We start from the raw sequence: 21,563 nt of genomic DNA on the forward strand, positions 1-21,563 counted from the left end.
GAACATGGCAACGCCCGCGCATGTCGCGATCATCATGGACGGAAACGGACGCTGGGCCAAGGCGCGCGGCATGCCCCGTCTTGCGGGCCACCGTGCCGGTGTCGAGGCGCTGCGCAAGACGGTGCGCGCGGCACCTGGGCTCGGCATTTCCTACCTGACCGTCTATGCTTTCTCGTCGGAGAATTGGTCGCGGCCGAAGTCCGAGGTCAGCGACCTGATGGGCCTCTTGAAAATGTTCATCCGCCGTGACCTTGCTGAACTGCACCAGAGCGGTGTGCGGGTTAGAATCATCGGCGACCGGGCAGGGCTGCAGTCTGATATCAGGGGACTGCTCGATGAGGCCGAAACGCTGACGGCCGCAAACGAATCGCTGACGCTGGTGATCGCCTTCAACTATGGCGGACGAGACGAAATCGTTCGCACGGCACAAAAGCTTGCGGCGGCCGTGGCGCGTGGCGAACTCGACGCCGAGGCGATATCAGCCGAAAGTTTTGCCGGCGCGCTTGATACGCAAGGCATTCCCGACCCGGAACTCGTCATCCGCACCAGCGGCGAGCTTCGGTTGTCAAACTTCCTTCTGTGGCAAGCCGCCTATAGCGAACTCGTCTTCCTGCCTTGCTATTGGCCCGACTTCAGCCGCGAGCACCTTGCGGAAGCTTTGCGTGAGTTTGCTGGCCGCGAACGCCGTTTCGGCGGACTTGGAGGCCAGGACGTCGCTTCGCGACCGGCCGCGGGATGAGCAATCTTCAACTCCGTATCGTTTCGGCGATCGTGCTCGCCATCATCACTCTCGGCTTGACCTGGATCGGCGGTTTGCCGTTCCGGCTGCTGTGTGCCGTGATCGTAGCGGCGATCTTCTATGAATGGACCCGCATGTCGCGGCCAACCGGGGCAACGGGTCTGGGTTTCCTGCCGGAAGCACTGCTGGTTGTCTTCATTGGCGCCTTGATTGGCGGCCTGGCCTCCTCCTGGCTGCTACCGCTTGTGGCGGCCATTGTTGCCGCAACGGCGATAGCCGCCTCGGTTCGCAAGACCGGACAATGGGATGCGAGCGGCCTTGCCTATGCCGCGGTTTCAGGCCTGTCGCTCGCCTTGCTGCGGGATGGCGATCGTTCAGGCCTCATTGCCATCCTGTTCCTGTTCGCGGTCGTCTGGGCCACCGATATCCTTGCCTATTTCGTGGGGCGCGCCGTTGGGGGGCCGAAACTGGCGCCGGCGATCTCGCCCGGCAAGACGCGCAGCGGCGCACTCGGCGGCGCTGTCGGCGGCGTCGTCGCCGGGCTGGTCCTCGCCGCAGCTGCCGGTGTCGGCAATCTGGTATTGCTCGGCTTGGTCGCGCTCGTGCTGTCGATTGTCTCGCAGGCAGGCGACCTGTTCGAATCCTGGATCAAGCGCCGCCATGGCCGCAAGGATTCGGGGGCGCTCATCCCGGGCCATGGCGGCGTCATGGATCGTGTCGACGGGCTTGTCGCAGCGGCATTCGCCCTATACGTCATCGGCTGGATTTCGGCGAACGCCGATCATCCGGCGCAGGGTCTGTTTCCCGTTTGAGCGATGTCATTTCAGGGTCCTATGCGCGGTGCGCCTTGGATTCGCCCGGATTGGTGTCACAGTCACGGCGCAGTCTGCGCCGTGGAAGAATTTGAGGGTTTGTCTTGAACGAGATTCTTCACGCGCTTTTCAGCACAGAAGGCTTTGTCCTGGGCACGCTGGTGCCATTCCTCTTCGTGCTGACAGTGGTCGTGTTCGTCCATGAAATGGGCCATTACCTTGTCGGGCGCTGGTGCGGCATCGGTGTCAGGGCCTTCTCGATCGGCTTCGGCCCGGAACTTTTCGGCTTCAACGACAGCCACGGCACGCGCTGGAAACTGTGTGCGATACCGCTTGGCGGCTATGTCAAATTCGTCGGCGACATGAACGCCACATCGAGCCAGCCCACGTCGGAAGAAATTGAAACGCTGACCGAGGAAGAGCGCAAGGTCGCCTTCCACACGCAGCCGATCTGGAAGCGCGCGGCAACGGTGGTGGCCGGACCGTTGTTCAATTTCCTGCTGACGATCGTCGTCTTTTCCGTGCTGTTCACCGCCTATGGCCGCTATGTCGCCGAGCCCATGGTGGCCGAGGTGACCGCCGACAGCCCGGCGGCGAAGGCCGGCATTCTTCCCGGCGACCGATTCGTCAGCGTCGACGGCAACAAGGTCGAAACCTTTGGCGACGTTCAACGCCTGGTCTCGGGCCGTGCCGACGACGCAATCACCTTCGTCATGCTGCGCGACGGCCAGGAGGTCACTGTGACCGCGGCGCCGCGGCTGATGGAACAGGAAGACGCGCTCGGCAACAAGGTCAAGGTCGCCGTGATCGGTGTCGTCAATAACAAGGAACTCGGCCAGCCGAGGCTCATCACCTACACGCCGGTCGGAGCGGTCGCGGCGGCGGTCGAGGAAACCGGTCACGTCATCCAGCGCACCGGCCAGTTCCTGCAGCGCTTTGTTGTCGGGCGCGAAGACAAATGTCAGCTGGGCGGTCCGGTGAAGATAGCCGACATGGCGGGCAGGGCTGCGAAACTGGGATTCGAATGGCTCGTGCAGCTGGTTGCACTGCTATCCGTTGGCATCGGAATTCTGAACCTTTTGCCGATTCCCCCCCTCGACGGCGGTCACCTCTTGTTCTACGGGGTGGAGGCTGTCATTCGCCGTCCGGTGTCGGAACGGATGATGGAAATGGCCTATCGGGCCGGGTTGCTTCTGGTGCTGTGCTTCATGGGGTTCGTTTTTTGGAACGATCTGTTTGGGTGCTGAAATCATGAAGAAATTTGGCTTCTGCATGGACGATGTTGAGACGCCGTTTACCATGCAAGGGGATATGAGTGACGCGAAAGCCACGCCGCAGGGTTAAGTAAATACAAATTAACCAGAAGCCTTGCGTGTAGGGAAAATCCGGTTAATACGGTAGGGGAAATTACCGCACGTCCGGTTTTCTCGCCGTGGGGACTACGAGAAAAGGTTATTAAGCCCGATGAAGGCAGCATCCAAGTTTCTAAGCGCCGCGTCCGCGGTGACCCTGTCCGCGGCCATGGTCGTGCCAGGCGCGCTCGCAGTGCAGTTCGTTGCCACATCGGCGGCTGAAGCCGCTGTCGTCAGCAGAGTCGAAGTGAGCGGCAATCAGCGTATCGACGCTGAGACCATCCGCAATTACATCACCATCAAGCCGGGCAAGGCTTTCTCCAGTTCCGATATCGACGGTGCGGTCAAGGCGCTCTTCGGCACAGGCCTGTTTTCGGACGTGCAGATCAACCAGGTCGGCTCGACGCTGGTGGTCAAGGTTGCCGAGTACCAGGTTGTCAACCAGGTGCTGTTCCAGAACAACAAGAAGCTCAAGGACAATGCGCTTGCGGCGGCCGTGCAGCTGAAGCCGCGCGGAACGTTCTCGCAGGCGACGCTCGATGCCGACGTGGAATCGGTCAAGGCTGCATACAGGCGCATTGGTCGCGACGATGTGACCGTGACCACGCAGGTCATGCAGCTTGGCGACAATCGCGTAAATGTTGTCTTCAACATCGCTGAAGGCGATCGCACGCAGATCGCGGCGATCAATTTCGTCGGCAATAGCGCCTATTCCAGCCGCCGCCTGTCGGATATCATCAACACCAAGCGTTCGTCCTGGGTTTCCTTCATCCTGCGCGACGACGTCTATGACGACGACAAGCTGCGCGCCGACCAGGAGCTGCTGCGTCGCTTTTACTACAATCATGGGTATGCCGACTTCCAGGTCGTGTCCGCTGTCGGTGAACTCGACAGTGCGACGAACAAGTACACGGTCACCATCACCGTCCAGGAAGGCGACCGCTACACGTTCGGTGACGTCAGCGTCGAGAGCTCGATCCCTGAAGTCGACGGCAAGTCGCTGGAATCGGTGATCGAGACCCACAAGGGTGACGTCTACAACGCCAAGAACGTAGAGGATTCCATCATCGCGCTGACCGAGAAGGTGGCCGGTTCCGGCTATGCCTTCGCGCAGGTCACGCCGCGCGGCGACCGCAATTTCGAGAACCACACCATTTCGGTTGTCTATACGATCGACCAGGGCACCAAGGCCTATATCGAACGCATCGAGATCCGCGGCAACGATCGCACGCGTGACTATGTCATTCGCCGTGAGTTCGACGTCAGCGAAGGCGATGCCTTCAACCAGGTGCTCATCCAGCGCGCGAAGAAGCGTTTGGAAAACTTGAATTACTTTGAGAAAGTCGACATCTCGACCGTGCCGGGCTCGCAGCCTGACCAGGTCGTTCTGGTGGTCGATGTGGTCGAGAAATCGACCGGCGAGTTCTCGGTAGGCGCTGGTTATTCGACCGGTGGCGACACGGCCGGTCCGTCGGTCGAAGGCTCGGTGACCGAGCGCAACTTCCTCGGTCGTGGCCAGTTCATCAAGCTGTCGGCGGGCGGCGGCAAGAATTCACGCGACTACAGCCTGTCCTTCACCGAGCCTTATTTCCTCGGACGGCGCATCGCTGCCGGTTTCGACATCTTCAAGCAGACCAGGGAATACGACAACTACGAAAGCGACACTGTGGGCGCGACGGTGCGCTTCGGTCTGCCGATCACCGACAGCATCTCGACCCAGTTGGCGTACAACATCTCGCAAGAAAAGTATAAGCTGGAAGACGATTGCGTGACCGGCGGCGTTTACGATCCGGCGAAGTGTGACGTTTCCACGGCTATCCTGGATGGCATCGAACAAAGCCCTTGGATCAAGTCGTCGGTCAGCCTCGGGCTGGTCTACAACACCATCGACGATATGAAGAGCCCGCACGAGGGTATCTACGCCACCACGACGGTAGAAGTCGCAGGCCTCGGCGGTGATGCCAAGTTCGTGAAGGTCACGGGGCGCGGCAGCATCTACCAGACGTTGTCGGAGCAGTACGACCTAGTCGGGCTCATTTCAGGTGGCGCTGGCCATGTTGAAGGATACGGCAGCGATGGTCTGCGGATCTTCGATCAATTCCAGAGCACCGATCGCATGATCCGTGGCTTTGCCTATGGCGGCATCGGTCCTGTCGATATTGCTACGGGCGACCATCTCGGCGGCACGACCTATTTCAATGCGTCCGCAGAAGCTCAGTTTCCGTTGCCGGTCGTACCGGAAAGCTTCGGCTTGCGTGGCGCTGTCTTCGCGGATGCGGCAACGCTCTATGGAAGCAAGGTCGACACCGCTGGCGTCACCCAGGACTCGGTCGGCATGAAGTTGCGTGCCTCGGTCGGCCTCGGCCTGATGTGGGCGTCGCCGTTCGGTCCGATCCGTATCGACTATGCGATCCCGGTCAAGAAGGAAGCGCGCGACGACGTGCAGGAATTCAACTTCGGCATATCGACCCGCTTCTGATCGGCGGCCAACGATGCTCCCGGGTCTTCAGGGTCCGGGAGAAATGTTCCGACCTAGGTGGATATAGCTTCTGGAATGACCGATCCGGTGTTCTTCGCGCCATCACGCCGGTATACGGCGGGCGAAGTCGCGAATCTGACCGGCTCGGTGCTCGTCGATTCCGGCCACTCAGATATTTCGATCGAAGCACTCGCGCCAGCCAGCGAGGGCGGCGAGAATGCGCTCGTCTTTGTCGACGGCAAGCGCAATTCCGCGCTGATGCCGTCGCTGCGGGCAGCCGCGGTCCTGTGCCCGGCGGAATTTGCCGGCAAGGCGCCGGCCGGCGTTGCCGTTCTGGTTCATCCGCGTCCGCAACAGGCCTTCGCGTTTGTCGGGCGTCTGCTGTTTCCGAGGGCGGCGACACCAGGGCCGATGACCAGTGAAACCGGCGTCTCGCCGCACGCTCATGTCGATGCGACCGCGCATGTCGAAGCCGGTGCCGTCATCGAAGCCGGCGCGGTCATCGGGCCAGGTGCTTCGATCGGCAGCGGTACCGTCATCGCCCCAAATGCGGTCATCGGATCATCTTGCCAGATCGGCCGCGACGGCTATGTCGGTCCAGGCGCTAGCATCCAGTATGCCTTGATCGGCAATCGCGTCATCATTCATGGCGGCGCCAGGATAGGCCAGGATGGTTTTGGGTTCGTTGGCGGGGCCAAGGGTCCCGAGCGCGTGCCGCAGATCGGCCGTGTCGTTATCCAGGATGACGTCGAGATCGGCTCCAACACCACCGTCGATCGCGGCGCCATGTCCGATACGGTCATCGGCCAGGGCACCAAGATCGACAATCTCGTGCAGATCGCCCATAACGTCCGCATCGGCCGCAATTGCATAATAGCCGGGCTTTCGGGTATTTCGGGTTCTGTGGTCGTGGGTGACAATGTCACCATGGGCGGCGGCGTCGGGCTTGCGGATCACCTGACCATAGGGACAGGGGCCAAGCTTGCCGCCAGAAGTGGATTTATGAGCAATGTCCCTGCAGGCGAGATCTGGGGCGGCTATCCGGCACAGCCGATGGCGGAAGCCATGCGGGAGATAGCCATGCTGCGCAAGCTCGCCAGGACCCGCAAACAGGGCGAGGGAGGCAATGGCTGACATGATCGCGTCGACGACGCTGGAAGCGGTCGACATCATGGGGCTGATGAAGCTCCTGCCGCACCGCTATCCGTTCCTGATGATCGATCGTATCGTCGACATCGATGGCGACGAATCCGCCATCGGCATCAAGAACGTGACCATAAACGAGCCGCATTTTCAGGGCCATTTCCCTGAGCAGCCGGTCATGCCGGGTGTGCTCATCGTTGAGGCGATGGCGCAGACGGCCGGCGCCATCTGTATCCGCAGCCTGGGCACCGAAAAGCCGTCGCTGGTCTATTTCCTGACCATCGACAACGCCAAATTCCGCAAACCGGTCGTTCCCGGCGACCAGTTGAAGATCTATGTCAAGAAAATCAAGAAACGCGGCAATCTGCTCAAATTCGCTTGTGAAGCTATGGTCGACGGCGCCAAGGCGGCCGAGGCCGAGATTTCAGCCATGATGGTCACCAGCGACTGACGATCGAGTGCTTATGAAAATCAAAACATCCATCCATGCTTCCTCCGTTGTGGAGGAAGGCGCTCAAATCGGCCAAGGTGTGCGCATCGGACCGTTCTGCCATGTCGGTGCCGATGTGGTGATCGGCGACGACGTCGAACTGGTCAGTCATGTCTCGGTGATGGGCGCGACGTCGATCGGCGCCTCGACCAAGGTCTATCCGATGGCGACATTGGGCGCACCGCCGCAAAACACCAAGCACAAGGGCGGCCGCACCACCCTGGTCATCGGCAAGAACTGCACGATCCGCGAAGGTGTGACCATGCATCTCGGCACCGATTCCAGCCGCGGCGAGACCACGGTCGGCGACAATGGCAATTTCCTTGCCTACGCACATATCGCCCATGATTGCGTCGTCGGCAACAATGCGACGTTCGCCAATGGCGCAACGCTGGGCGGCCACTGCGAGGTCGGCAACAATGTCTATATCGGCGGCCTGACCGCTGTGCATCAGTTTGTTCGCATCGGCGACAACGCCTTTCTGGGCGGCTGCTCGGCGATCGTCGGCGATGTCATTCCCTTTGCCATCGCGGTCGGCAACCGCGCCAGCCTGCGCGGTCTCAACATCATCGGCCTCAAGCGTTCCGGTCTGCCGAGGTCCGAAATCCTTGTGCTGCGCAAGGCTTACAGGATGATCTTCGATCGTTCCCGCACCGTTGGCGAGAACATCGAATTCGCCAAGGCGGAGTTCGCGTCGTCGCCGACCGCCATGAAGATCATCGATTTCATCACCAGTCGCGGCAAGCGGCACTATGCTGTGCCGTCGCTCAAGGGCGGCGATGGCGACGATGTCGATGACGAAGACTGAGACAGCGGCAGCGCGTCTTGATCTTCCGCCGGGCTCCAGGGTCGGCATCATTGCCGGCGGCGGCAGTCTGCCGGTCGAAGTCGCGGCCGGTTCGGCTGAACAAGGTTATCCGCCCTTCGTCATCCTGATGGAAGGCGAAGTCGACCGCATCGCGGAACTCTCCCGATACGATCACGAAAACCTCGCTCTGGAAGGTATAGGCTCGCTCGTCCCATTGCTGCGGCGGCACCGGATCACCCATCTGGTGCTTGCAGGCGAGATCAAGCGCCGGCCGCGATTGCTTGCGCTGCGCCCCAGTCTCAGCCTGCTCGCGGTGATTCCTTTGGTCGTCATGGCGCTCGCGCGTGGCGATGATGGTCTTCTAAAGATCTTGGCACGGGGCCTCGAAGCGCGTGGAATAAAGGTCGTTGGCGCCCACGAAGTAGTGCCGAATCTTGTCGCCGCCGAAGGCGTGCTGACCAAGACCGAACCGCGAAAATTGGACTGGCGCGATATTGAGGCGGGCCTTGCGGCAGCAAAGGCCATCGGGGCGCTGGATGTCGGCCAGGCGGCGATCGCCGTTGGCGGCCGGGCAATCGCGCTGGAAGGCATCGAAGGAACAGCCGGCCTGCTTGATCGTGCGAAGCTGCTGCGCGGCCACGGCCGTATTGCGGGCAAGACCCGCGGCGTCCTCGTCAAGTGCGCCAAGCCTGGTCAGGAACTGCGCGCCGATCTTCCATCCATCGGTCCGCAGACGGTCGAGGCAGCGCACGCGGCCGGGCTCGCCGGCATTGCCGTCGAGGCGGGACGCTCGCTGATCCTCGAAGGTCCTGAAACCATCGCACGCGCCAATGCACTCGGCCTGTTCGTCCTTGGCCTGCCTGTCGCCACGGAGCCGCGTAATGGCTGACAGGGTATTGAAGATCGCGATCGTTGCCGGAGAGGAGTCCGGCGACCTGCTCGGCGCCGACATAGTACGCTCGCTCAGGCAGGCGGCCGGGCGCGAGGTGCAACTCGTCGGCCTCGGCGGCCGTCATTTGCAGGCGCTGGGACTGGTCTCGCCATTCGATGCCGGTGAGATCGCCCTCATGGGGTTCAGTGCCGTCCTGCGCGACCTGCCGCGCCTGATACGGCGGATCAGCCAACTGGCCAAGACCGTTGCCGACGAAAAGCCGGACTGCCTTGTCACCATCGACAGTCCGGACTTTTCGTTGCGCGTCGCCAAAAAGGTGCGTGCGGCCAACCCGTCGATTCCGATCATCCACTATGTCTGCCCGAGCGTATGGGCGTGGCGGCCGGGCAGGGCGGTGGCGATGAAGCCCTATGTCGACCACATCCTCTGCATCCTGCCTTTCGAGGTCAAGGAGCTCGATCGGCTCGGCGGGCCACCGGGCACTTATGTCGGGCATCGCCTGACCCACGATGCGGGCTTGCTGGCCGCAGCCAAGGCGCAGGAGCTGCCGCGCGACCTTTCTCCTGATCGCGTCAAGACCCTGCTCGTCCTGCCCGGTTCGCGGCGTGGCGAGGTACGGCGGCTGCTCGACCCGTTCGGCGAGACGGTGTCGATTCTGCGTGCGCGTGGCCACCGCCTACGGCTGCTGCTGCCGACCGTTCCGCATGTCGCCGACCTCGTCAAATCCTCCGTCAACCGCTGGGATGAAAAGCCTGAGATCATCGTCGATCCCCAACGCAAATGGCAGGCTTTCGGCAAAGCCGATGCGGCGCTGATCGCGTCCGGGACGGTATCGCTGGAACTGGCGCTGGCCGGCGTGCCGATGATTTCCTGCTACAGGCTCGACCCGGTCGCGCGCGTCTTGGCGCCGTACCTCGTTTCCGTCTGGTCGGCGCTGCTGCCCAATCTGATATCGGATCGAGCGCTTATTCCGGAATTCTACGACGGCTACATCAAGCCGAACAATCTGGCCCGGCAATTGGAAGCCCTGTTCGCCGACAGCGGCATGCGCGCCTGGCAGAAGAATGGATTTGCAGAGATCACGCGGCGCATGGCGACGGATAGACCGTCCGGCGAGATCGCCGCGCAGGTGGTGATGCGGTATATCAAGAGAGGGAATAGTCAGTAGGGAGTAGGGAAGTTGACCGTGCCTACTGCCTACTGCCTACTGCCTACTGCCCAATCCCCAATCCCTACTCCCAATTCACCGCTTGGCGATCGGCACGTAGTCACGCTCGGGTGCGCCGGTATAGAGCTGACGCGGGCGGCCGATCTTCTGGCGCGGATCCTCGATCATCTCTTTCCACTGGGCGATCCAGCCGACGGTGCGGGCGACCGCGAACAGCACGGTGAACATGGTGGTGGGAAAGCCCAGCGCCTTCAGCGTGATGCCGGAATAGAAGTCGACATTCGGGTAGAGCTTCTTCTCGATGAAATAGGAATCGGTCAGCGCGATCTTTTCCAGCTCCATGGCGATGTCGAGCAGCGGATCGTCCTTGATGCCGAGCTCGCCCAGAACCTCATGTGCCGTCTTCTGCATGATCTTGGCGCGCGGATCGTAGTTCTTGTAGACGCGGTGGCCAAAGCCCATCAAGCGGAACGGGTCGTCCTTGTCCTTGGCGCGGGCGATGAATTCGGGGATATGATCGACATGGCCGATCTCGCCAAGCATGTTGAGCGCCGCTTCATTGGCGCCGCCATGCGCCGGTCCCCACAGGCAGGCTATACCGGCGGCGATGCACGCAAACGGGTTGGCGCCCGACGAGCCGGCGAGACGAACGGTCGAGGTCGAGGCGTTCTGCTCGTGGTCGGCGTGCAAAATGAAGATGCGCTCCATGGCGCGCGCCAGCACCGGGTTGATCTTGTATTCCTCGCACGGCACGGCAAAGCACATGTGCAGGAAGTTGGCGGCGAAGTTGAGCTCGTTCTTCGGGTAAATGAACGGCTGGCCGATGTGGTATTTGTAGGCCATCGCCGCGATCGTCGGCATCTTGGCGATCAGCCGCATGGAGGCAACCATGCGCTGGTAGGGGTCGGAGATGTCGGTGGAGTCGTGGTAGAAGGCCGACAGCGCGCCGACCACGCCGCACATCACCGCCATCGGATGCGCGTCGCGGCGGAAGCCGGTGAAAAAGCGCGACATCTGCTCATGCACCATGGTGTGGCGCGTCACGCGATAGTCGAAGTCGTCCTTCTGCGCCTTGGTCGGCAATTCACCGTAGAGCAGGAGATAGCAGACCTCGAGGAAATCGCCATGTTCGGCCAACTGGTCGATCGGATAGCCGCGGTGCAGGAGGATGCCGGCGTCGCCGTCGATGAAGGTGATTTCGGACTCGCAGCTTGCCGTCGAGGTGAAGCCGGGATCGTAAGTGAAGGCGCCGGTGGTTGAGTAGAGCGAGGCGATATCGATGACATCAGGCCCGACCGAACCACTTCGCACCTTGAATTCATGGGTCTTGCCGGCGAATGCAAGCGTTGCCGTGGCCTCCTGGGTCTTGCCGCCCAAATCCATTTTTTTCGCAGCTTCGGTCATTGCAAACTCCTTCTTGTTTCCTCATGCCGGCAAAGGCAAAATTCTGCAGAGCGACACGTCGAAAATCACCGCAATGCGCGTATTCGCCACCGCATCTCAGGAGGTGCGTGCCAGATTGGGCCAAGGCCTAATGTTGCACTGCGAAACCCGCCTTTCAATGCCAATCTTCTTGGGCCAGTTTGCTCCTAATCGATTTGATCTGAGATGCGCGCCAGGCTTTCCTCGCGGCCGAGCACGGCGAGCACATCGAACACGCCCGGCGAGGTGCTTTTGCCGGTCAACGCAGCGCGCAAAGGCTGGGCCACCGCGCCGAGCTTGTGACTGCCGGCCGCTGCCACCTCGCGGATCGCCGCCTCCGCCGAGGCGGCTGTCCAGTCACCCGCAAGCCCGTTCAAAGCTTCGTGAGCACTGCGCAGGATCTTGCGGGCATCGTCGGTAAGCAGAAGGGCCGCCTTGTCGTCGATCGGCAGGGGGCGCGTGGCGAACAGGAAGGCCGCGCCATCGACGAGCTCGACCAGTGTCTTGGCGCGCTCCTTCAGGCCCGGAAGCGCTGCCAGCAACTGCGCCTTGGTGCTGTCGTTCAGGCGCGCGGCGATCGCCGGGCCACCTTCGAGATAGGGCAGGGTGGCGATGAAGATGTCGAACAGTTCGGCATCGCTCATGCGGCGCATATGCGCGCCGTTGATCGCCTCCAGCTTGGCGAAGTCGAAGCGCGCCGCGCCCTTGTTGACATCGCCGATGTCGAACCACGAGATCATATCCTTGATCGACATGATCTCGTCGTCGCCATGGCTCCAGCCAAGGCGCGCCAGGTAGTTGAGCAGCGCCTCCGGCAGGTAGCCCATGGCGCGATAGGCCTCGACGCCAAGCGCGCCGTGCCGCTTCGACAGCTTGGCGCCATCGGCGCCGTGGATCAGGGGGATATGCGACATGGACGGCACGTCCCAGCCCATGGCGTTGTAGATCACGGTCTGGCGAGCGGCATTGGTCAGATGATCGTCGCCGCGAATGATATGGGTGACGCCCATATCATGATCATCGACGACGACGGCATGCATGTAAGTGGGATTGCCGTCAGAACGCAGGATGATGAAGTCATCGAGATCCTTGTTGGGAAAGCGCACCTCGCCCTGGACACGGTCATGGACGATGGTCTCGCCTTCGGTCGGCGCCTTGATGCGGATGGCGCCCTTGACGCCTGCGGGCGCCTCAGAGGGGTCGCGGTCGCGCCAGCGGCCGTCATAGCGGGGCGGCAGCCCCTTGGCTCTGGCAGCCTCGCGCATGGCCTCCAGTTCGGCTGGCGTGGCATAGCAATAATAGGCCATGCCCATGCGCACGAGCTCCTCCGCCACCTCGCGGTGGCGCGGCGCACGCTCGAACTGTGACACCGGCTCGCCGTCCCAGCTCAGGCCAAGCCAGGAAAGCCCGTCGAGGATGGCAGCCGTCGCGGCTTCATTGGAGCGTTCACGGTCGGTGTCTTCGATGCGCAGCAGCATCGTGCCGCCAGTGTGCTTTGCATACAGCCAGTTGAACAGCGCCGTGCGCGCGCCGCCTATGTGCAGATAGCCGGTGGGCGAGGGGGCAAAACGGGTGACGACCTTGTCGGACATGGAACTCTCGGAAACCATCTGAAGCGGGTGCGGTTGCGCGGACTTTCGCGCGCCCGGCGTTCATGTAGCATAGGGTGTCGAGGGCGCAAGGGGCAGACCCGATGGCTGGACGAGGCTGGGGCTCGGATCAGGGCGAGGACGCTGCCATCGGCGTCAGCGAACGGTCCCTCTTTGCGCCTCTGCCATTGCCGTCGCCCCTCCTGCCGGATCCCGGCCAAGCGCCGTTACAAGCGGATGTCGCCGCCTCTGTTCCTGTTGCCGAAACCGGCAGGATCGTTCGCGTGCGCCGGCAAATCAGCCTGACATCACTGCCTCGCCTGCGCCACAGCGTGAACACGGCGGCGAGCCTGGAACTCGACCGGGGCGTGGCCTTCCTGCTGGTGCCGGTCTGCCTGGCGATCGGAGCGATCGGCTATTTTTCGCTGACGGCTGAACCCGACTTTGCGAGACCTGTCGCGGTTGTCATTCTGACGGGGATCTGTGCGCTGGTCTCGCGCTCATGGCCAAAGACCCATCTGTGTTTCATGGCGGCACTTTTGTGCGCCCTAGGACTGCTTGCTGCCAAGGTCGAGACGTGGCGTGCGGGCACACAAATGTTGGGCTCGGAAATTTCGACGCAAGTCACCGGCCGCGTCGTCTCGCTCGACCGGATGGAAACCGGCCGTATCCGGCTGACCATCGACGTGACATCGACCGCAAGACCGAAACTGCGCTATGCGCCGGAACGGGTGCGGCTTTCGGCACGCAAGATCCCGGCTGACGTGACCGCCGGCTCCCTCATCACCGGATATGCCAAGCTCTTGCCGCCGACCGGGCCGGTGCGGCCGGACAGCTATGACTTCTCCTTCGACAGCTACTTTGCCGGCATCGGTGGCAGCGGGTTCTTTCTCGGCAATCCAAAGCTTGTCGTCAACGATGACGGCGACATGCCGCTGCCGGCCCGAATTTCCTCTAGCGTGGAAAATGCCCGTGAAGGCATCGCCGACCATATCAGGGCGAGCGTCGGCGGCGCCGAAGGCGAGATCGCCGCGGCGCTGATCGTCGGCGTGCGCGCCGGCATTCCCGATGACATCAATGAGGCGATGCGACGTACCGGCATCTACCACATCATCTCCATTTCGGGACTGCACATGGCTCTGGTCGCAGGCACCATCATGGGTTTGCTGCGCGGCGCCTTCGCCTTGTTTCCCGACTTTTCCGCGCGTCGCCCGGTCAAGAAGTATGCCGCCGCCGCCGCACTGTTCTCGATCGCGGCCTATCTCATCATCTCGGGAGTCGTCGTTGCCGCCGAGCGCAGCTTCATCATGCTGGCGGTGATGCTGATTGCCGTGCTGTTCGATCGAGCAGCACTCACCATGCGCAATCTGGCGATCTCGGCGATCGCCGTCATCGTGGTGTCGCCGCATGAGGTGGTCGGCCCGAGTTTTCAGATGTCGTTCGCCGCGACCGCGGCTCTGGTCGGCGCCTATGCCGGCTGGGCGGATCACCGCGCGGGAAAAGCAAGACCGCCGCCGCCAAAGCGATCCGTGCCCGGTTTCCTGACGCGAAAATTCCTGCTGGCGGCAACCGGCCTTGCCATGACCTCGATCATCGCGGGAAGCGCGACGACGCTGTTTGCCATCTGGCATTTTCAGCGTGTCTCGCCGCTCAGCCTGTTTGCCAATCTCGCGGTAATGCCGATCGTCACCGTCGTCATGTTCCTGGCCGTCGCCAGCGCGCTGTTGATGCCTTTCGGATTGGATTGGCCGGCTCTCTACCTGATGGGTAAGGGCCTGACGATGATGATCGCCATATCAGGCTGGATCTCCGAGCGTTCGCCTGTCGATGGGGTCGGGCTGATTTCGCAGCAGTCGGTCCTGTTGGTGGCAATTGCCCTGGTCATCGCGACAATGGCGACAACTTGGCTGCGGCTCGCTGCTCTGCCATTCGCGCTGGCAGGCTTGCTGACCGTCTCGGATACGCGCACGCCGGATGTGCTAATCTCGGAAGACGCCCGGCTGGTGGCGTTGCCGATCGGTGGCGGCGAGCTTGCCGTCAGCCGGGAACGGCCGAACGAATACACCGTCGACAACTGGAAACGCGCCCTGACATCAGAAACCATCGTCGTGCCAGAGGTGTTCGACAACAGCGATGGGCAATTCGATGTCGCGGATGCCGTTGATCTGCCGCTGGGATCGCCGTTCTATTGCTCCTCAGGCGTTTGCGTGGCCAGGCACATGTCCGGTGCGATCATTGCCTATGTCGAGGACCGCAAGGACGCCTGGAAAGCCTGCGGCTTCGCCGAGCTGATCGTCATCAATGACGCCACCGCGTATGACGCCTGTCACAATCCGCTGGTTCTCGTCATCACCAAGCGGCAACTGGCTCGCAAAGGCAGTGCCGCGGTCTTCTTCGATCGCCAATCGGCGACCACGCCGGCGACGATCAGCTTCGCGGTGGACAGCCCATATCGGCCCTGGCACACGCAACGCAAATACTCTCGTGAGGCAAGGGGGCTGGCACCCTTCAAGAAACCGGAGAAGCCAGCGGCCAACCCACAGCCGCCTCAGTAGCGGCGGATCAGGCCGACGAGCTTGCCTTGCACCTTGACCCTGTCCGGGCCGAAAATACGGGTTTCATAGGCCGGATTGGCGGCTTCGAGAGCAATCGAAGCGCCCTTGCGGCGGAACCGCTTCAGCGTCGCTTCCTCTTCATCGACCAGCGCCACGATGATCTCGCCGGGGCTCGCCGTGTCGGCATTGCGGATGATGACGGTGTCGCCGTCGAAGATACCGGCCTCGATCATCGAGTCTCCCTTGACCTCCAGCGCATAGTGGGCGCCGCCCATGATCATGTCCGGCGGCACCGAGATCGAATGCGTCTGATGCTGGATGGCATCGATCGGCACACCGGCGGCGATACGGCCCATGACCGGGATCGACACGGCGGAGACCGCATCGTCATCATTGCCGGGCGAGGGCATCCGCGAAGGCGCCGGCTTGATCTGCCGGCCAAGGGCGCCACCCTGACCGAGACTGCCCTGGATGACGCTTGGCGAAAACTTCTTTGCCGCGTTGAGACCGGGCGCGATCGAGTCCGGCAATCGCAGCACTTCCAGCGCGCGTGCCCGGTTGGGCAACCGGCGAATAAAGCCGCGCTCCTCAAGTGCGGTGATCAGCCGATGAATCCCGGATTTGGAGGCAAGGTCAAGCGCCTCCTTCATCTCGTCGAAGGATGGCGGAATGCCGCTCTCCTTCAGGCGTTCATGGATGAACATCAGCAGTTCATGTTGCTTGCGCGTCAGCATGGCGGCCCCCAGGTTACCTGAAACCAGAATCGAAAAACAAACCCAGAACAAACCCTATCTGTTCCAGTTGTGTTCTGCAACCGTTTAAAGTTTAATGAATTTGTTAAGGCTGCTGAAATTATTTGGCGCTTGCCAGCGGGTCGCGATCAACAGGCGCTAGGCACGGCGATGCGCCTGTTCCCATTGAAATTATTATGGTTAATGACCTGTGGCTCATCCTCGACCCAAGGCTTGGCATTATCAGTCTATCGACCTCCACAAAGGACGATATCAATCTTCGGGACGTTCGTTTGCCGTGAACGAAACGGAGCCAAAACGCCAACGTCTGTTGGCATTTGTGGCTGGAAATTCAGCCCTCCGTCATCTGCCAGGCAGTGAGGGCGGCGGCGGTGGATCGCGGGGATCGTTGCGTCAGGTAACGGCTTCCTTGACCGCGAAACGGCGGTCCTTCCATGCGCCCGTGCGCAGAATACCCTCCAGCACCTCAACCGCCAGCCACACATCCTTGTAGCCGACATAGAGCGGCGTGAAGCCGAAACGGATGGTCGATGGCGCACGAAAATCACCGATGACGCCGCGCTCGATCAGCGCCCGCATGATTTGATAGCCGTGATCGTGAAGGAACGACACCTGGCTGCCGCGCCTGGTCGCGTCGCGGGTGGTCTCCAGCGTGAGACCGTAGGCGCCGCACCTGGCTTCGACGAGCTGGATGAACAGTTCTGTCAACGCGACACTCTTCTTTCGCAATGCCGCCATGTCGACGTCATTCCAGATGGCAAGCGCGCCTTTGAGCGCCCGCATCGACAGGATCGGCTGAGTGCCGCACAAAAAGCGGCGGATGCCGGTGCCGGCAACATAACCCCGTTCGAAGGCAAAGGGCCGCGCATGGCCCCACCAGCCGCTGAGCGGCTGGCTGATATCGCCGTGGTGGCGCTGCGCGGCATAGATGAAGGCCGGTGCGCCCGGACCGCCGTTGAGGTACTTGTAGGTGCAGCCGATGGCGAAATCGGCATTTGCGTGATCGAGCTCGACGGGCAGGGCGCCGGCGGTGTGGCAAAGATCCCAGACGATCAGCGCTCCGGCCGCATGAGCTTTGCGCGTCAGCGCCGCCATGTCGCGCAGTTCACCCGATTTGTAATTGACGTGATTGACCAGCACCACCGCGACGTTTTCGTCGATCAGCTCTTCGATGGTCGGCGCGTCGACACCCGCGAGGCGCAGCAGGACGCCATCCCGGGTCGAGGCCACGCCTTCGGCGATGTACAGGTCGGTGGGAAAACTGTCACCTTCGGCGACGATGGCCGACCGGCCGGGCCGCATCTCCATCGCCGCGTGCAGCACCTTGTAGATGTTGGTCGATGTCGTGTCGCAGACAACGGTCTGGCCGGCCGCGGCTCCTATCAGGCGTCCGAGCTGGTCGCCGAGTTCGATTGGCATCTCGAACCATCCGGCCGTGTTCCAAGCTCGGATGAGATCCTGGGCCCATTCTTGGGTCGCCGCCTGCTGCAGCTCGCTGAAAACGGCATGAGACGCTGCCCCCAGTGAATTGCCGTCGAGATAGATCATCCCCTCCGGCAGAATGAAACGGTCGCGCATGGCCCGCAGCGGATCCGTGGCATCCATCGCTTCGACTGCGGCGAGATCAGGAATTCCACTCATGGTCGGTCAGTCCCCGGTTGTTCGCGAAGGGTTTTCCGCCACAGCGCGTCCCCTCGGTGTGCCTGTTTTCATTTCGACGTCAGAGCCGGGTGCGGACCGTCCACAGCTCCGGGAACAGCACGACCTCGAGCATTTTCTTCAGATACGAAGCACCCGACGTGCCGCCGGTGCCGCGTTTCAGGCCGATGATGCGCTCCACCGTGGTGACGTGGTTGAAGCGCCAGCGGCGGAAGTAGTCCTCGAAGTCGACCAGCTTCTCGGCCAGTTCGTAGAACATCCAGTAGCGCTGCGGATCGCGGTAGATGGTCTGCCAGGCGACCAGCACCTCTTCATTCTCGGTTCGCGTCTCACGCCAGTCCGTGCGCCTGGCATCGGCACCGATGTCGAATCCGTTGCGCGCCAAAAGCAGCAGTGCCTCGTCATAGAGCGACGGCTCGGCCAGGATCGCTTCCAGCTTCCCGCTCAGGTCGGGCCGATGCTTGTGCGGCCCGAGCATTGCCAGGTTTCGGTTGCCGGCCATGAACTCGATGGCGCGATACTGCCAGGACTGGAAACCCGAGGACTGGCCGAGCGCGTCGCGGAACTCGGTGTATTCGCTGGGCGTCATCGTCCGCAGCACGTCCCAGGCATTGTTCAGCTGCTCGAAGATGCGCGCAACGCGCGACAGCATCTTGAAGCTCGGCTCGAGCCGGTCGGCGCGGATGGAACGGATCGCGGCGCCAATCTCGTGCAGAGCAAGCTTCATCCAGAGCTCGGAGGTCTGATGCTGGATGATGAACAGCATCTCGTCATGCGCCGATGACAGCGGCGTCTGGGCCTCCAGCACTTTCTCCAGGTGCAGGTAGTCGCTGTAGGACATGCGCTCCTTGAACGACATCTGGGCGCCTTCGGACGCCGGATCGTACGGTTGGCTCAATTGATTTTCTCCGTGCGCAGCCGGAAGCGCTGGATCTTTCCGGTCTGGGTCTTGGGCAGAGCGGCGATGAATTTTACCGATCGCGGATATTTATAGGGCGCGATCGTTGCCTTGACATGGTCCTGCAGGCGCTTGGTGGTGAGGGCGTCGGGCGCGACGCCCTGCACCAGCACGACATGCGCCTCGACGATCTGGCCGCGTTCGGCGTCCTCTGCACCGATCACCGCGCATTCGGCGACGTCCGGATGCGCCAGCAGCGCCGCCTCGACCTCGGGACCGGCGATGTTGTAGCCGGCGCTGACGATCATGTCGTCGGAGCGTGCGGCGAAATGGAAGAAGCCGTCCTCGTCCTGCGTGAAGGTGTCGCCGGTGAGGTTCCAGCCGTCGCGCACATATTCCTTCTGCCTGTCATCGGCCATGTAGCGGCAGCCGGTCGGGCCGCGCACCGCCAGCCTGCCGGTCGTGCCGCGCGGCACCTCGCGCATCTCGTCATCGACGATGCGCGCCTCATAGCCGCCCACCGGCTTGCCGGTCGACGCAGGCCTCATGTCATCGAAGCGGTTGGAGATGAAGATGTGCAGCATTTCGGTGGCGCCGATGCCGTCGAGGATCGGCTTGCCGGTCTTTTGCGTCCACTCTTCGAAAACCGGGGCGGGCAAGGTTTCGCCGGCCGAAACGGCGACGCGCAGCGACGACAGGTCGGCACCTTCATCCATGGCCTTCAGCATGGCGCGGTAGGCAGTCGGCGCGGTGAAGGAGATCGTCGCTTTGTAGGTCTCGATGATGTGGATCATGTTGGGTGGCGTCGCCTGCTCCAGCAGCGTCGCCGCCGCACCGAAGCGCAGGGGAAAGATAGCGAGCCCGCCAAGGCCGAAGGTGAAGGCCAGCGGCGGCGAGCCGACGAAGATGTCGTCCGCCGTCACCTCCAGGATTTCGCGTGCATAGGCGTCGGCAATGATCAGGAGGTCGCGGTGGAAATGCATCGTCGCCTTCGGAACGCCTGTCGTGCCCGAGGTGAAGCCGAGCAGGGCGACATCGTCGCGGCCCGTGTCGACTGCGGTGAACGTCACCGGCTTGTCGAGAGCGGCACGATCGAGTTCGGCATCATGGTTGGCGGTGCCGTCGAAACCGATGACCTGCTTGAGGAACGCGCTGTCCTTGGCGCAGGCAGTCATCTCGTCCATCAGTCTGGTGTCGCACAGCGCAACGGTAATCTCGGCCTTGTCGACGATCTTGGCGAGTTCGCCGGCGCGCAGCATCGGCATGGTGTTGACGACCACGGCGCCAACCTTGGTGGCAGCCAGCCAGCAGGCGACCATGGCGGGGTTGTTGGCGGAGCGGATCAGCACCCGGTTGCCGGGCTCGACGCCATAATTCTCGACCAGCGCGTGGGCCAGCCTGTTCGTCCAGTCGGACAGTTCCTTGTAGGTGCGGCGGCGGCCATTGCCGATCAGGGCGGTGTGGTCGCCGAGACCTTTTTCGACCAGCCTGTCGGTCAGTTCGACACCGGCGTTGAGGCGTTCGGGATAGTCGAAGCCGTCGAGCAGGATTTCAGGCCATTGCTCCGGCGGCGGCAGGTGATCGCGCGTGAACGTGTCGATATGCGCTGAAGGCCCAAGCATGTCGCCGCTATCCCGTCTGCTGCCTGACCAGTGCGCGATGCGCCTTGGCCGGATGTAGTGGATCCTAAGGTCCTGCTCTGAGGAAGCTTCGTACTACCCATCGCACCTGCTGAGATGCGCCCAGAAAGGGTGAACATCTGCAGGTTCGGGCAGCACAGCAGACCTCCCATTGTCGGCTGTTCGTTGGGGCAGGATCGCACCAGTCGAAATTTGTTTCAAGCCTAAAATGTTTTTGCTCAGGGCATTGACGCATGGCATGGCGGTGGCCATTGCTAGCAAGTAGCGATGCCGTCTTGGGGAAGGGCGCAGATGTTCGAACGTCACATCGTCGATTGGGATGATGCCTATGCCAACGGTGCGAATATCGCCGGCAGTGATCGCTGGCCGGCCGCATGGGCGAAGCCGGCGCAAGCATTCCGTGATGCGCTGTCGGCGCAGGGCCGGGCACGGCTCGACATCGCCTATGGCGAAGGGCCGCGCAATCGGCTCGATCTTTTCATTCCTAGTGCCGCGCCCAAAGGGCTGGTGGCGATTATCCATGGCGGTTACTGGCTGGAGACCGACAAGAGTTTGTGGTCTCACCTTGCCAATGGCGCGGTCAGCAACGGTTTTGCCGTTGCGATGCCGTCCTACACGCTGTGCCCGGACATACGCATCGCCGGCATCGTCAGGGAGATTGGGGCGGCAATCGGCGAGGCAGCGGCAATGGTCGACGGACCGCTGATGCTGACCGGACATTCGGCCGGCGGCCATCTCGCCACCCGGATGGTGACGACAACCACGCCGTTGGCTGCCGATGTGGCGCGGCGCATACGCCACGTCGTTTCGATTTCAGGCTTGCATGACCTGCGTCCGATCATGCGCACCGGCATGAACAAGGAACTGGCAATCGACGAAGAGGAGGCGCTGGCTGAAAGCCCGGCGCTGCTGCGCCCGATAAATGGCGCCCGCATCACCTGTTGGGCCGGTGGCGGCGAGCGCGCCGAATTCCTGCGCCAGAATGCGCTGCTTGCCAACATCTGGACCGGCCTCGGCGCCACCACCAGCGTCGTGGTCGAGCCCGACCGGCATCATTACAGCATTGTCGACGGCCTTGCCGACCCGGCGCATCCGCTGACGCAGAGCTTGATCTCGAACTAGAGCCGGGATCACTTTCTCGTCTGTTATGAGTGGCTTGTCTGGG

General features: G+C 62.2%; 17 protein-coding genes. 11 read left to right on the forward strand and 6 right to left on the reverse strand.

What is annotated here, in order from left to right; translation table 11 throughout:
• Positions 1–4: 4 nt before the first annotated feature.
• From NKI66_RS24690 to lpxB, 9 genes are all read left to right on the forward strand, one after another.
• A complete protein-coding gene (locus NKI66_RS24690; RefSeq protein ID WP_023812930.1) occupies positions 5–739 on the forward strand; it encodes an isoprenyl transferase in 735 nt (244 codons plus the stop codon).
• A complete protein-coding gene (locus tag NKI66_RS24695; RefSeq protein WP_023812929.1) occupies positions 736–1,551 on the forward strand; it encodes a phosphatidate cytidylyltransferase in 816 nt (271 codons plus the stop codon). The genes NKI66_RS24690 and NKI66_RS24695 overlap by 4 nt, the downstream gene beginning before the upstream one ends.
• A 104-nt stretch (positions 1,552–1,655) precedes the next feature.
• Positions 1,656–2,798: an RIP metalloprotease RseP gene (gene rseP, locus NKI66_RS24700; protein ID WP_023812928.1), complete on the forward strand. Its 1,143-nt coding sequence runs from the start codon at positions 1,656–1,658 to the stop codon at positions 2,796–2,798.
• A gap of 217 nt (positions 2,799–3,015) precedes the next feature.
• Positions 3,016–5,382, forward strand: a complete 2,367-nt coding sequence (gene bamA / locus NKI66_RS24705) for an outer membrane protein assembly factor BamA (protein ID WP_352442395.1) — start codon at positions 3,016–3,018, stop codon at positions 5,380–5,382.
• 75 nt (positions 5,383–5,457) lie between these two features.
• Complete coding sequence (lpxD, locus tag NKI66_RS24710; RefSeq protein ID WP_023812926.1) at positions 5,458–6,516, forward strand: UDP-3-O-(3-hydroxymyristoyl)glucosamine N-acyltransferase; 1,059 nt, start codon at positions 5,458–5,460, stop codon at positions 6,514–6,516.
• A complete protein-coding gene (gene fabZ / locus NKI66_RS24715; protein WP_013531753.1) occupies positions 6,509–6,976 on the forward strand; it encodes a 3-hydroxyacyl-ACP dehydratase FabZ in 468 nt (155 codons plus the stop codon). The genes lpxD and fabZ overlap by 8 nt, the downstream gene beginning before the upstream one ends.
• A gap of 13 nt (positions 6,977–6,989) precedes the next feature.
• Positions 6,990–7,823, forward strand: a complete 834-nt coding sequence (gene lpxA / locus NKI66_RS24720) for an acyl-ACP--UDP-N-acetylglucosamine O-acyltransferase (RefSeq protein WP_023812925.1) — start codon at positions 6,990–6,992, stop codon at positions 7,821–7,823.
• Positions 7,795–8,712, forward strand: coding sequence for an LpxI family protein (locus tag NKI66_RS24725; RefSeq protein WP_023812924.1), 918 nt, complete (start codon positions 7,795–7,797; stop codon positions 8,710–8,712). The genes lpxA and NKI66_RS24725 overlap by 29 nt, the downstream gene beginning before the upstream one ends.
• Positions 8,705–9,883, forward strand: a complete 1,179-nt coding sequence (gene lpxB / locus NKI66_RS24730) for a lipid-A-disaccharide synthase (protein WP_023812923.1) — start codon at positions 8,705–8,707, stop codon at positions 9,881–9,883. The genes NKI66_RS24725 and lpxB overlap by 8 nt, the downstream gene beginning before the upstream one ends.
• Before the next feature lie 75 nt (positions 9,884–9,958).
• Here lpxB and gltA read toward each other — a convergent pair whose 3' ends face one another.
• Together gltA and gltX are read right to left on the reverse strand one after the other, a co-directional pair.
• Positions 9,959–11,287: a citrate synthase gene (gltA, locus tag NKI66_RS24735; protein ID WP_027036654.1), complete on the reverse strand. Its 1,329-nt coding sequence runs from the start codon at positions 11,285–11,287 to the stop codon at positions 9,959–9,961.
• A 185-nt stretch (positions 11,288–11,472) separates the two neighbouring features.
• A complete protein-coding gene (gltX, locus tag NKI66_RS24740; protein ID WP_023812921.1) occupies positions 11,473–12,897 on the reverse strand; it encodes a glutamate--tRNA ligase in 1,425 nt (474 codons plus the stop codon).
• A 101-nt stretch (positions 12,898–12,998) separates the two neighbouring features.
• On the opposite strand from gltX, the gene NKI66_RS24745 reads away from it, so the two are divergent.
• Positions 12,999–15,449 carry a ComEC/Rec2 family competence protein gene (locus NKI66_RS24745; RefSeq protein ID WP_352753308.1) on the forward strand — a complete coding sequence of 817 codons (2,451 nt, stop codon included), beginning with the start codon at positions 12,999–13,001 and terminating at the stop codon, positions 15,447–15,449.
• Here NKI66_RS24745 and lexA read toward each other — a convergent pair.
• The 4 genes from lexA to NKI66_RS24765 form a co-directional block, all read right to left on the reverse strand.
• Positions 15,443–16,183, reverse strand: coding sequence for a transcriptional repressor LexA (gene lexA / locus NKI66_RS24750; RefSeq protein ID WP_013531746.1), 741 nt, complete (start codon positions 16,181–16,183; stop codon positions 15,443–15,445). The genes NKI66_RS24745 and lexA overlap by 7 nt on opposite strands.
• Before the next feature lie 411 nt (positions 16,184–16,594).
• Positions 16,595–17,842, reverse strand: coding sequence for a kynureninase (gene kynU / locus NKI66_RS24755; protein ID WP_023812918.1), 1,248 nt, complete (start codon positions 17,840–17,842; stop codon positions 16,595–16,597).
• 79 nt (positions 17,843–17,921) lie between these two features.
• Positions 17,922–18,758: a tryptophan 2,3-dioxygenase gene (gene kynA / locus NKI66_RS24760; protein WP_031213580.1), complete on the reverse strand. Its 837-nt coding sequence runs from the start codon at positions 18,756–18,758 to the stop codon at positions 17,922–17,924.
• Entirely contained in the window at positions 18,755–20,380 is a 1,626-nt protein-coding gene (locus NKI66_RS24765; protein WP_023812916.1) for an AMP-binding protein, read from the reverse strand. Before NKI66_RS24765 ends, kynA begins: the two co-directional genes overlap by 4 nt.
• Positions 20,381–20,689: 309 nt before the next feature.
• On the opposite strand from NKI66_RS24765, the gene NKI66_RS24770 reads away from it, so the two are divergent.
• Entirely contained in the window at positions 20,690–21,520 is an 831-nt protein-coding gene (locus NKI66_RS24770) for a hormone-sensitive lipase (protein WP_023812915.1), read from the forward strand.
• The last annotated feature ends 43 nt before the right edge of the window (positions 21,521–21,563 follow it).

Source organism: Mesorhizobium sp. M0518, from assembly GCF_040321125.1.
Classification (GTDB): domain Bacteria; phylum Pseudomonadota; class Alphaproteobacteria; order Rhizobiales; family Rhizobiaceae; genus Mesorhizobium.

Excerpts from the sequence above, each read along its gene's own strand:
- NKI66_RS24695 (WP_023812929.1), top strand. The coding sequence starts at position 736 with ATGAGCAATCTTCAACTCCGTATCGTTTCGGCGATCGTGCTCGCCATC.
- lpxA (WP_023812925.1), top strand. The coding sequence starts at position 6,990 with ATGAAAATCAAAACATCCATCCATGCTTCCTCCGTTGTGGAGGAAGGC.
- NKI66_RS24745 (WP_352753308.1), top strand. The coding sequence starts at position 12,999 with ATGGCTGGACGAGGCTGGGGCTCGGATCAGGGCGAGGACGCTGCCATC.
- NKI66_RS24765 (WP_023812916.1), bottom strand. The coding sequence starts at position 20,380 with ATGCTTGGGCCTTCAGCGCATATCGACACGTTCACGCGCGATCACCTG.
- lpxB (WP_023812923.1), top strand. The coding sequence starts at position 8,705 with ATGGCTGACAGGGTATTGAAGATCGCGATCGTTGCCGGAGAGGAGTCC.
- lpxD (WP_023812926.1), top strand. The coding sequence starts at position 5,458 with ATGACCGATCCGGTGTTCTTCGCGCCATCACGCCGGTATACGGCGGGC.
- NKI66_RS24690 (WP_023812930.1), top strand. The coding sequence starts at position 5 with ATGGCAACGCCCGCGCATGTCGCGATCATCATGGACGGAAACGGACGC.
- gltX (WP_023812921.1), bottom strand. The coding sequence starts at position 12,897 with ATGTCCGACAAGGTCGTCACCCGTTTTGCCCCCTCGCCCACCGGCTAT.
- NKI66_RS24770 (WP_023812915.1), top strand. The coding sequence starts at position 20,690 with ATGTTCGAACGTCACATCGTCGATTGGGATGATGCCTATGCCAACGGT.
- lexA (WP_013531746.1), bottom strand. The coding sequence starts at position 16,183 with ATGCTGACGCGCAAGCAACATGAACTGCTGATGTTCATCCATGAACGC.
- NKI66_RS24725 (WP_023812924.1), top strand. The coding sequence starts at position 7,795 with ATGGCGACGATGTCGATGACGAAGACTGAGACAGCGGCAGCGCGTCTT.
- gltA (WP_027036654.1), bottom strand. The coding sequence starts at position 11,287 with ATGACCGAAGCTGCGAAAAAAATGGATTTGGGCGGCAAGACCCAGGAG.
- fabZ (WP_013531753.1), top strand. The coding sequence starts at position 6,509 with ATGGCTGACATGATCGCGTCGACGACGCTGGAAGCGGTCGACATCATG.
- kynU (WP_023812918.1), bottom strand. The coding sequence starts at position 17,842 with ATGAGTGGAATTCCTGATCTCGCCGCAGTCGAAGCGATGGATGCCACG.
- bamA (WP_352442395.1), top strand. The coding sequence starts at position 3,016 with ATGAAGGCAGCATCCAAGTTTCTAAGCGCCGCGTCCGCGGTGACCCTG.